At 59.0% G+C, this 11,728-nt stretch carries 7 protein-coding genes; 5 read left to right on the plus strand and 2 right to left on the minus strand.

Annotated elements, in window-relative coordinates; translation table 11 throughout:
• Window positions 1-18 precede the first annotated feature (18 nt).
• Entirely contained in the window at window positions 19-3,981 is a 3,963-nt protein-coding gene (putA, locus tag ACP4QI_RS07845; RefSeq protein ID WP_426494905.1) for a trifunctional transcriptional regulator/proline dehydrogenase/L-glutamate gamma-semialdehyde dehydrogenase, read from the minus strand.
• Between the two features lie 420 nt (window positions 3,982-4,401).
• Here putA and putP point away from each other — a divergent pair, with 420 nt between their 5' ends.
• Both putP and ACP4QI_RS07855 read left to right on the plus strand, forming a co-directional pair.
• Complete coding sequence (putP, locus tag ACP4QI_RS07850) at window positions 4,402-5,910, plus strand: sodium/proline symporter PutP (protein WP_285127947.1); 1,509 nt, start codon at window positions 4,402-4,404, stop codon at window positions 5,908-5,910.
• 104 nt (window positions 5,911-6,014) lie between these two features.
• A complete protein-coding gene (locus tag ACP4QI_RS07855) occupies window positions 6,015-6,434 on the plus strand; it encodes a DUF3574 domain-containing protein (protein ID WP_445730307.1) in 420 nt (139 codons plus the stop codon).
• Between the two features lie 96 nt (window positions 6,435-6,530).
• Here ACP4QI_RS07855 and ACP4QI_RS07860 read toward each other — a convergent pair whose 3' ends face one another.
• On the minus strand, window positions 6,531-7,715 hold the full coding sequence (locus ACP4QI_RS07860; protein WP_142489019.1) for a NupC/NupG family nucleoside CNT transporter: 1,185 nt from the start codon (window positions 7,713-7,715) through the stop codon (window positions 6,531-6,533).
• A 251-nt stretch (window positions 7,716-7,966) separates the two neighbouring features.
• Between ACP4QI_RS07860 and efeU the strand changes: the two genes are divergently transcribed.
• The 3 genes from efeU to efeB are packed head-to-tail and all read left to right on the plus strand — an operon-like array spanning window position 7,967 to window position 11,264.
• The gene (gene efeU / locus ACP4QI_RS07865; RefSeq protein WP_156263399.1) at window positions 7,967-8,800 is read left to right on the plus strand and encodes an iron uptake transporter permease EfeU; all 834 of its coding nucleotides are present in this window, start codon (window positions 7,967-7,969) and stop codon (window positions 8,798-8,800) included.
• Between the two features lie 48 nt (window positions 8,801-8,848).
• Window positions 8,849-9,976: an iron uptake system protein EfeO gene (efeO, locus tag ACP4QI_RS07870; RefSeq protein WP_156263400.1), complete on the plus strand. Its 1,128-nt coding sequence runs from the start codon at window positions 8,849-8,851 to the stop codon at window positions 9,974-9,976.
• 4 nt (window positions 9,977-9,980) lie between these two features.
• Window positions 9,981-11,264: an iron uptake transporter deferrochelatase/peroxidase subunit gene (gene efeB, locus ACP4QI_RS07875; RefSeq protein ID WP_426494902.1), complete on the plus strand. Its 1,284-nt coding sequence runs from the start codon at window positions 9,981-9,983 to the stop codon at window positions 11,262-11,264.
• Window positions 11,265-11,728: the final 464 nt, after the last annotated feature.

Here is an 11,728-nt window from a genome sequence, read left to right on the forward strand (position 1 = left end):
CGGGGGGAGTTTGCACGCTTAGCCGATGGTCATCAGGCTGGCGTTACCTCCTGCGGCAGCGGTGTTGACGCTGAGGGAGCGCTCCACGTACAGACGCTCCAGCTGCAGATTGTCTTCGCCGCGGGCGAAGCCCTGCACCGACACAATGGCGCCTTTCCGGTCTGCAACCTGCTCGCACAGCTCGCGCAGCTGGTCGGAGTCCCCGTGATAGATCACCGCGTCAAACGGCTGGCTGGTCAGTACATCCGCCTTCGCAAAGTGAATGCGCGCGGTTACCGCGTTCGGCAGCTGCTTCGCCAGGTCGCGGTGCAGGGCATCTTCCGTCCACAGCACTTCACATCCGGTCGCTAACGCCGCCGCCAGCTGAACCAGCGCATCCTGCTCGTTATCCGCCACGCAGAGCACGCGCTCGCGCGGCATCAAGGTCCAGGTGTTGCGCTCGCCGGTCGGGCCAGGCAGCACGCGCTGGGTACCGGCCTGCGCCAGCTCGCCATACTGCTGGCACAGCGCCCGCAGTTCAGGACGTTTTTCAGCCCAGGTCGCCAGCGCTTCCAGCGGCTGAGTCAGGACCGCTTTCACCTGCGTATCCACCGGGTATTGTGCATCCTGACGACCCAGGGTCACGCCGAGGGCGTTGGCCGGACGGTTCGCCAGCAGGCGGTACAGGTACATCGGCCCCCCGGCTTTCGGACCGGTGCCCGACAGCCCTTCGCCGCCGAACGGCTGCACGCCAACGACCGCGCCGACCATATTACGGTTTACGTACAGGTTGCCGACCTTCGCGCTGCCGGTCACCTGAGCGATGGTTTCGTCGATACGGGTATGCACGCCCAGCGTCAGACCGTAGCCGGAGGCGTTGATCTGCTCGATAAGCGCATCGAGGTTGTTACGGTTGTAACGCACCACGTGCAGCACCGGGCCGAAGACCTCTTTCTTCAGCTCGTCGAAGCTGGCCAGCTCGATCAGGGTTGGCGCCACAAAGGTGCCGCTGGTCCACTCGCGGGCGTCTTCGCTGTTCTCACGCACCGCCTGGAACACCGGACGGCCCTTGGCACGCATCGCCTGGATGTGATTCTCAATGTTGGTTTTGGCTTCGGCATCGATCACCGGCCCGATGTCGGTGGTCAGACGGCCCGGGTTGCCCATCCGGCACTCGCCCATCGCGCCACGCAGCATTTTCAGGGTGTGGTCAGCGATATCATCCTGCAGGCAGAGCACGCGCAGGGCAGAGCAGCGCTGTCCGGCGCTGTCGAAGGCCGAGGCCACTACGTCCACCACCACCTGTTCGGTGAGGGCGGAGGAGTCGACGATCATCGCGTTCATGCCGCCGGTTTCGGCGATAAGCGGGGTCGGACGGCCCTGGGCGTCGAGACGGGTGGCGATATTGCGTTGCAGCAGGGAGGCCACTTCGGTGGAGCCGGTGAACATTACCCCGCGCACGCGGTTGTCGGCGGTCAGCTTCGCGCCGACGGTCTCGCCGCGGCCTGGCAGCAGCTGCACCACGCCCGGCGGGACACCAGCTTCCAGCAGGATGTTGATCCCCTGGGCGGCAATCAGCGGCGTCTGCTCGGCCGGTTTCGCCAGCACGCTGTTACCTGCGGCAAGGGCGGCGGCAATCTGCCCGGTGAAGATCGCCAGCGGGAAGTTCCACGGGCTGATACAGACCACCGGCCCCAGCGGGCGGTGGGTTTCGTTGTCAAAGTCGTCGCGGACCTGACCGGCATAGTAGTGCAGGAAGTCAACGGCTTCGCGCACCTCGGCGATGGCGTTGCTGAAGGTTTTACCCGCCTCGCGCACCAGAATGCCAATCAGCTGCTGCATCTGATCTTCCATCAGCACCGCAGCACGTTCGAGGATCGCGGCGCGCTCCTGCGGCGGAGTGGCGAACCAGATCGGCGCGTTGTTCACCGCGCTGTCGAGGGCCAGATCCACTTCCTGTTCGGTCGCTTCCCGGGCAAAGCCGACAATATCTCTCGGCTCGGCCGGGTTGACCACCGGCTGCATTTCGCCAGCGATAACCGGCTGCTCGAGGATCGGTCTGGCCTGCCATTTCTGCAGGGCGCTGTTCAGCAGCGACGAGGAGAGCGACGCCAGGCGGTGTTCGTTCGCCAGGTCCAGACCGGCGGAGTTGACGCGCCCGCTGCCGTACAGCTCGCGCGGCAGGGCAATCTTCGGATGCGGCAGGCCCACCTGACCTTCCTGGGCAGCCATTTTCTCGACGGCCTGCACCGGATCCGCCACCAGCTCGTCCAGCGGCAGGGTGGTATCGGCGATGCGGTTCACGAAGGAGGTGTTAGCCCCGTTCTCCAGCAGACGACGCACCAGGTAGGCCAGCAGGGTTTCATGGGTGCCGACCGGGGCGTAGATACGGCATGGACGATTCAGTTTGCCATCCGCCACTTTACCGGTGACCTGCTCGTACAGCGGTTCACCCATGCCGTGCAGGCACTGGAACTCGTACTGGCCCGGATAGTAGTTCTGGCCGGCCAGCTGGTAGATAGCCGCTAAGGTGTGGGCGTTGTGGGTGGCGAACTGCGGGTAGATCAGGTTCGGCACGCCGAGCAGCTTTTTGGCGCAGGCGAGGTAAGAGACGTCGGTATAGACCTTGCGGGTGTAGACCGGATAGCCCTCGAGACCGTCCATCTGCGCGCGCTTGATCTCGCTGTCCCAGTAGGCGCCCTTCACCAGACGGATCATCAGGCGGCGACGGCTACGGGTAGCGAGGTCAATCAGGTAATCAATCACAAACGGGCAGCGCTTCTGGTAGGCCTGGATCACGAAGCCAATCCCGTTCCAGCCCGCCAGCTCCGGCTCGAAGCACAGTTTTTCCAGCAGATCGAGGGAGATCTCCAGGCGGTCGGCCTCTTCGGCATCAATGTTGATCCCGATGTCATACTGGCGCGCCAGCAGGGTCAGGGATTTCAGGCGCGGATAGAGCTCTTCCATGACGCGGTCGTACTGGGCGCGGCTGTAGCGCGGGTGCAGGGCGGAGAGCTTAATCGAGATCCCCGGGCCTTCATAAATGCCGCGACCGTTAGAGGCTTTACCGATGGCGTGGATCGCCTGCTGGTAAGAGACCAGATAGGCCTGCGCGTCGGCGGCGGTCAGTGCCGCTTCGCCCAGCATATCGTAGGAGTAGCGGAAGCCTTTATCTTCCAGCTTGCGGGCGTTGGCCAGGGCTTCGGCGATGGTTTCTCCGGTAACGAACTGCTCGCCCATCAGGCGCATTGCCATGTCCACGCCTTTACGGATCAGCGGCTCGCCGCTCTTGCCGATAATGCGGTTCAGGGAGCGGGAGAGGCTGGCTTCGTTGTGGGTGGAGACCAGACGGCCGGTAAACAGCAGGCCCCAGGTGGCGGCGTTAACGAACAGCGACGGGCTGCGGCCGATGTGTGAATGCCAGTTGCCGTTGCTGATCTTGTCGCGGATCAGCGCGTCGCGGGTGGCTTTGTCCGGGATACGCAGCAGCGCTTCCGCCAGACACATCAGGGCCACGCCCTCCTGCGAGGAAAGTGAGAACTCCTGCAGCAAGCTCTGCACCATCCCGGCACGGCCGGTGGCGTTTTTCTGGTTGCGCAGCTTTTCGGCCAGCTGATACGCCAGGCTGTGGGCCTGGGAAGCAATCGGCTCCGGCAGGCGCGCCTGCTCCAGCAGCATCGGCACGGCGTCGGTCTCTGCGCGGCGCCAGGCGGCAGTAATGGCCGCACGGCTCACCGACTGGGGCAGGATCTGCTCGGCAAATTCGAGGAACGGCTGGTGGATCTCTTCCGCGGCGTCGGTGTGTTCGTCGCTCTCATTGGCGGCACCGGCCAGCAGGGCAGGCAGCTCAGGCAGGTCGTCGTTGCTCTCCAGCTTTTCCAGATAGTTAAAGATGGCCTGCTTAATTAACCAGTGCGGCGTGCGGTCGATCCGCGTGGCTGCCGATTTAATCCGTTCGCGGGTCGCGTCATCCAGCTTAACCCCCATGGTGGTCATGCCCATGCCAAAAACTCCTGTGATTCAGTAGCGCTAGTGTAGTTAACGTGAAATATCCACTATGTTGCAACTTTGTGCAACCTCGTTAAATGTGACCCGGATTGCAAGCTGAAAAATGAATGGATTGTTACGTCATGGTTAACCGGAAAAAAGGTGTGGATTTTGATTATCAACCCTGGTTTCATGCGGCGCTTAACACTTTTTGCAGGTGCAACCGCGAAAAACGTGAGCGAGTGCAACCTCCAGGAATCTGGTGTGAAACCGGGGATGAAATTGATGTAAATGCAGTGTTAAATCGTTTGTGTCGTGGCAGCGCATACGGCAGGATACGCGCGGCCAACAGAAACACACATCATCACCCCCTCGTTCCGGGGGTGGAATAAAGACAGTCGGGAAGGCTGTCGAACATCTTTGCGGAGTATTTAAATGGCAATTAGCACACCGATGCTGGTGACATTTCTTATCTATATTTTTGGCATGATCCTGATAGGGTTCCTTGCATGGCGTTCAACCAAAAACTTTGACGACTACATTCTCGGCGGACGCAGTTTAGGCCCGTTCGTGACCGCGCTCTCTGCGGGTGCATCGGATATGAGCGGCTGGCTGCTGATGGGCCTGCCTGGCGCTATCTTTCTCTCCGGGATTTCGGAAAGCTGGATTGCCATCGGTCTCACCCTGGGCGCATGGATTAACTGGAAGCTGGTGGCCGGGCGTCTGCGCGTGCATACCGAAGCCAACAACAATGCCCTGACCCTGCCGGACTACTTCACCGGCCGTTTCGAAGATAACAGCCGCATCCTGCGTATTATCTCCGCGCTGGTTATTCTGCTGTTCTTCACCATCTACTGTGCCTCCGGCATCGTGGCCGGGGCGCGCCTGTTCGAAAGCACCTTTGGCATGAGCTATGAAACTGCCCTCTGGGCGGGCGCCGCAGCAACCATCCTTTATACCTTCGTGGGTGGCTTCCTGGCCGTGAGCTGGACCGATACCGTGCAGGCCAGCCTGATGATTTTTGCCCTGATCCTGACCCCGGTTATTGTGATCCTCTCCGTGGGCGGCCTGGGTGATTCCCTGGCGGTGATCCAGCAGAAGAGCATCGAAAATGTCGATATGCTGAAAGGGCTGAACTTCGTCGCCATTGTCTCCCTGATGGGCTGGGGGCTGGGTTACTTCGGCCAGCCGCACATCCTGGCGCGCTTTATGGCGGCAGACTCTCACCACACCATCGTCCATGCCCGTCGTATCAGCATGGCGTGGATGATCCTCTGTCTGGGCGGTGCCTGTGCGGTAGGCTTCTTCGGTATTGCTTACTTCAACAACAACCCGGCCCTGGCGGGTGCGGTGAACCAGAACGCCGAGCGCGTGTTTATCGAGCTGGCGCAGGTCCTCTTCAATCCGTGGATCGCCGGTATTCTGCTCTCTGCGATCCTGGCGGCGGTGATGTCCACCCTGAGCTGCCAGCTGCTGGTCTGCTCCAGCGCCATCACCGAAGACCTGTACAAAGCCTTCCTGCGTAAGAACGCCAGCCAGAAAGAGCTGGTGTGGGTAGGGCGCTTTATGGTGCTGGTGGTGGCCCTGGTCTCCATCGCGCTGGCGGCAAACCCGGAAAACCGCGTGCTGGGTCTGGTGAGTTACGCCTGGGCAGGCTTCGGTGCCGCCTTTGGTCCGGTGGTGCTGTTCTCGGTGATGTGGTCCCGCATGACCCGCAACGGCGCGCTGGCCGGGATGATTATTGGTGCAGTTACCGTCATCGTCTGGAAGCAGTTCGCGTGGCTGGGGCTGTACGAAATCATTCCGGGCTTTATCTTCGGCAGCATCGGGATTGTGGTCTTCAGCCTGCTGGGTAAAGCCCCGTCTGCCACGATGCAGAAACGCTTTGCGGAAGCGGATGCGCATTACCACACCGCGCCGCCAACGAAGTTACAGGCTGAGTAAGTTTAAGACACGCTGTAAGCCGGGCTCGCCCGGCTTTTTTTATTGCTAATTTCCGTGATTTACGCTCATATCGCTGTGCTAAAAAATGATGAGGATAGCGAATAATGACAATCAAAACAGGGCTTGTGGCTGGCGCAATTTTACTGCTGGCAGGCTGCAACGCCCCATCGCGCAGCACGGCGGAAAACACCTGCAAAGCTGATAATCAGATGCAGCAAACCACCCTCTATTTCGGCCTGAACCGTCCGGCAGGGGAGGCGATCACCGGCCAGGAGTGGCAGCAGTTTGTTGACCAGGACGTGACGCCGCGTTTTCGCGATGGCTTAACGGTATTTGATGCGCGTGGGCAGTGGCTGGGGAATGACGGGAAGGTAGCGCGCGAATCAAGCAAGGCGCTGATGCTGATCCACAGCAAAGATGCCCAGAGCGAGAGCAATATTGAGGCACTGCGCGGGATCTATAAGCAGCGCTTCGCCCAGGAGTCGGTGATGCGCGTAGACCAGCCGGTGTGCGTACAGTTTTGATGAATCTGCCGGGTGGCGCTGGCGCTTACCCGGCCTACGAAACCCGTAGGCCCGTGCAAGCGCCAGCGCCGCCGGGCAATACCGCGGTATCAAAAACTACAACACTAATCCCGCAAAGCTCGCCGACAACAGGCTGACCAGCGTTGCGCCGTACACCAGACGCAGACCAAAGCGTGATACCACGTTGCCCTGCTGCTCGTTCAGCCCCTTAATCGCCCCGGCCACGATACCGATGGAAGCAAAGTTGGCGAAGGAGACGAGGAACACCGACAGAATGCCCAGCCCGCGCGGCGTCATCTGCGCGGCAATTTTTTGCAGCTCGATCATCGCTACAAACTCGTTCGCCACCAGCTTGGTTGCCATAATCCCGCCCGCATGCAGAGCATCACTCAGCGGGATCCCCACCAGCCACGCCAGCGGATAGAAGACATAGCCCAGAATCTGCTGGAAGCTCAGGCCGAAGACGCTGGAGAAGAGGGCGTTGACGGCGCTGATGAGGGCAATAAAGCCAATCAGCATCGCCAGAATAATCATCGCCACCTTGAAGCCGGCCAGAATATATTCTCCCAGCATCTCAAAGAAGCTCTGGGATTCATGCATCTTCTCCAGCTTAATTTCCGGCTCCGCTTCCGGGCGGGCCGGGTTAATCACCGTCAGGATAATAAAGGTGCTGAACATATTCAGGATCAGCGCCGCCACCACATATTTCGCCTCCAGCATGGTCATATAGGCCCCGACAATCGACAGCGAGACGGTCGACATCGCGGTAGCCGCCATGGTGAACAAACGACGCGATGAGAGATCGCCCAACACCCCTTTGTAAGCAATGAAGTTTTCCGACTGGCCGAGCGTCAGGGAGCTGATGGCGTTAAAGGATTCAAGCTTGCCCATGCCGTTAACCTTCGACAGCAGGGTGCCAATAACGCGAATAATCACCGGCAGAATACGCCAGTGCTGAAGAATACCGATCAGTGCCGAAATAAAGATAATCGGGCACAGCACGCCGAGGAAAATAAATGCCAGCCCTTTTTCACCCATCCCGCCAAATACAAAGTTGGTCCCTTCGGCGGCATATTTCAGTAACGACTCGAAGAAGCCCGAGACGTACTGAATAACAAACAGACCGCTTTCGGCGTGGAGGAAAAAGAACGCCAGCGCAATTTCAATGACGATAAGTTGGATAAGGTAGCGAATGCGAACGTTGCGGCGGTCAAAGCTGACCAGCCAGGCCAGCGCAAGGATAACCACCAGCGCCAGCAGGAAGTGCAGGAATTGATACATAGTTGATTTTCAGCAGATTAATGAGGCGCTCATTTAGCCACAGCCTGCTTTAACCGTAAATGAACTTTTACGTCTTAACTTATAAACCTTTTAGTTACCTGGGTGATTATTTTCCCCTTATGGGTTTACATCCTGTCATTAAAATGCAGCATATTTCGCTTGTATTTCTTATTGCCGTAATGATAATCACTATCACAAGAATTTACCTTTCTTTGCATCAGTTGACCGCGAAAAACATTTAAGGTGTCGGCATGTTTGTACCATTTCTCATTATGTTACGTGAAGGCCTGGAAGCGGCCCTGATTGTCAGCCTCATCGCCAGCTATCTGAAACGCACCCAGCGCGGCCGTTGGATCGGCGTGATGTGGATTGGCGTCTTCCTGGCTGCCGCCCTCTGCCTCGGTCTGGGCATTGCCATCAACGAAACCACCGGGGAATTCCCGCAAAAAGAGCAGGAGCTGTTCGAAGGCCTCGTGGCGCTGATTGCGGTGGTGATCCTCACCTGGATGGTGTTCTGGATGCGTAAAGTGTCGCGTAACGTCAAGGTTCAGCTGGAGCAGGCGGTGGACAGCGCGCTGGCGAAAGGCAATCACCACGGCTGGGCGCTGATCATGATGGTCTTTTTCGCCGTGGCGCGTGAAGGCCTGGAGTCAGTCTTCTTCCTGCTGGCCGCTTTCCAGCAGGATGTCGGGATCTGGCCGCCGCTGGGCGCCGTGCTGGGTCTCGCAACCGCGGTGGTGCTCGGCTTCCTGCTCTACTGGGGTGGGATCCGTCTTAACCTCGCCGTCTTCTTCAAGTGGACCAGCCTGTTCATTCTGCTGGTGGCCGCCGGGCTGGCCGCAGGGACGATCCGCGCCTTCCATGAGGCGGGCCTGTGGAACCACTTCCAGGATGTGGCGTTCGATCTCAGTAACGTCCTCTCGACTCACTCTCTGACCGGCACGCTCCTCGAAGGGATCTTCGGCTATCAGGAAGCGCCGAGCGTCAGTGAAGTGGCGGTGTACTTTATCTATCTCATTCCGGCGCTGGCGCTGTTCTTTATGCCATCGCGGCCAGGCACGCAGCCGTCGCATACTGCGCCCTGAAGTGTTCATTGTAGTTACAACATACTCTAAAAGGTTAAGGGAAAAGTCATGGCAATCCACTTTCGTCGCAGTGCATTACAGGCGGGCTTAGCAGCGCTGATTGCGTCAGCATTCGCCGCGCAGGCCGCGGATGTTCCGCAGGTTAAAGTTACCGTCAATGATAAACAGTGTGAGCCGATGACCATCACGGTCAACAGCGGTAAAACCCAGTTCATCATCCAGAACCACAGCCAGAAAGCGCTGGAGTGGGAGATCCTCAAAGGGGTAATGGTGGTGGAAGAGCGCGAGAACATCGCCCCGGGCTTCAGCCAGAAGATGACCGCCAACCTGCAGCCGGGCGAATACGACATGACCTGCGGCCTGCTGACCAACCCGAAAGGCAAGCTGATCGTGAAAGGTGCCGCTACCGCTGACGCCGCGAAGGGCGACGCGCTGCTGAGCCTCGGCGACGCCATTACTGCCTACAAAGCGTATGTCACCAAAGAGACGGCGGACCTGGTTGCCGGCACCAAAGCCTTTACCGACGCGGTGAAAGCGGGCGATATCGAAAAAGCGAAATCCCTGTATGCGCCAACCCGTCAGCACTACGAGCGCATCGAGCCGATTGCCGAGCTGTTCTCCGATCTCGACGGCAGCATCGATGCCCGTGAAGATGATTACGAGCAGAAAGCCGCCGATCCGAAATTCACCGGTTTCCACCGTCTGGAGAAAGCGCTGTTTGGCGACAATGCCACTAAAGGCATGGAGCAGTACGCGGAGCAGCTCAACAGCGACGTGCTGGATCTGCAAAAACGCATCAGCGAGCTGGCCTTCCCGCCGTCAAAAGTGGTGGGTGGCGCGGCAGGGCTGATTGAAGAAGTGGCGGCCAGCAAGATCAGCGGTGAAGAAGACCGCTACAGCCATACCGACCTGTGGGACTTCCAGGCCAACGTCGAAGGCGCGCAGAAGATTGTTGACCTGCTGCGTCCGCAGCTGCAGAAAGATAACAGCGAACTGCTGGCGAAAGTGGATGCCAACTTCAAAAAAGTGAACACCATTCTGGCGAAATACCGCACCAAAGACGGGTTTGAAACCTACGACAAGCTGACCGATGCCGACCGTAACGCCCTGAAAGGGCCGATCACCACTCTGGCAGAAGATCTGGCGCAGCTGCGTGGCGTACTGGGTCTGGACTAAGTTGATGAACAAGCATGACGAGTACGACGTGGCTGAACCGTCACGACGTCGGTTGTTAAAAGGGGTAGGGGCGCTTGGCGGCGCCCTTGCCCTGGCAGGTGGTTGCCCGGTGGCGCATGCGGCAAAACCGCAGAGCGCGCCGGGCACGCTCTCTCCGGACGCGCGGATGGAGACGCAGCCTTTTTACGCTACCCATCAGGCCGGGATTTTAACCCCGCAGCAGGCGTCGATGATGCTGGTGGCCTTTGATGTGCTGGCCAGCGACAAAAGCGAGCTGGAGCGTCTGTTCCGCCTCCTGACCCAGCGCATTGCCTTTCTGACTACCGGCGGCCCGGCGCCCAACACGCCAAACCCGCGTCTGCCGCCGATGGATTCCGGGATCCTGGGCGCCTTTATCGCCCCGGATAACCTGACCATGACGGTGTCACTGGGAGCCTCGCTGTTTGACGATCGCTTCGGCCTCGCCCCACAGAAACCGAAATCCTTGCAGAAAATGGTGCGTTTCCCGAATGACTCTCTGGACGCGGCCCTGTGCCACGGCGATCTGCTGATCCAGATCTGCGCCAACACCCAGGACACGGTGATCCACGCCCTGCGCGATCTTATCAAGCACACCCCGGATCTGCTGAGCGTGCGCTGGAAGCGGGAAGGGTTTATCTCTGACCACGCCGCGCGCAGCAAAGGCAAAGAGACGCCGGTGAACCTGCTCGGCTTTAAGGATGGCACCGCCAACCCGAACAGCCAGGATGCGCCCCTGATGGACAGCGTGGTGTGGGTGACGGCCGATCAGGGTGAACCGGCCTGGGCGGTGGGCGGCAGCTATCAGGCGGTGCGCATTATCCAGTTCCACGTTGAGTTCTGGGATCGCACGCCGCTGAAAGAGCAGCAGACCATTTTTGGCCGCGACAAGCACAGCGGTGCCCCGCTGGGCATGAAAAACGAGCACGACGTGCCCGATTACGCCAGCGACCCCGACGGCAATGTGATCGCCCTCGACAGCCATATCCGTCTCGCCAACCCGCGCACAAAGGAGACCGAATCAAACCTGATGATGCGCCGGGGCTACAGCTACTCGCTGGGGGTGACTAACTCCGGGCAGCTGGATATGGGCCTGCTGTTTGTCTGCTTCCAGCACGATCTGGAGCAGGGCTTCCTGACCGTGCAGAAGCGGCTGAACGGCGAGGCGCTGGAAGAGTACATCAAGCCGGTAGGCGGGGGCTATTTCTTCGCCCTGCCGGGAGTACGCGATAAAAACGGCTGGCTTGCAGAAGGGCTGCTCCGCGCCTGAATCCCGTCCCGCTTACCCCTTAAGCGGGACACATTTTTTATGTCCCGCTATCTCTTTGTTATAATTCTGTAATATTCCCGTAGCAGACTAATCATCGCTGTCAGGCGAATCTTAAAAGTTGCACTCAGGTAAAAATAATGTTGCATTCATGCTAAATCCTGATGTACTTACATTAAGATAGCGGTAAACCTTACAGTGATTATGAATCGCTCTGGAGATCGCGAATGGTTGGGTCCTCAACTGGACAGGGTAAACGCAATAACCGCAGTAACCGGCGCGGAGGCTCAAACTCCGGCAGCGATCTCTTCACTGAAAAATTCTCCCCCTCCACAGCAAATCCTGATTTCTCCGATCCGTCGAATGGTGAGCATAGCGATTCGGCCGGGTCATTTAACCAAGTAAGCTATGGCTTAGAAGGAAGCCAACCCTCAGATGTTTGTTCGCCTAATCGTACCGATGCCGGT

The organism is Leclercia sp. TB492 (genome assembly GCF_049974505.2).
GTDB classification, from domain to species: Bacteria; Pseudomonadota; Gammaproteobacteria; order Enterobacterales; family Enterobacteriaceae; genus Enterobacter; species Enterobacter adecarboxylatus_C.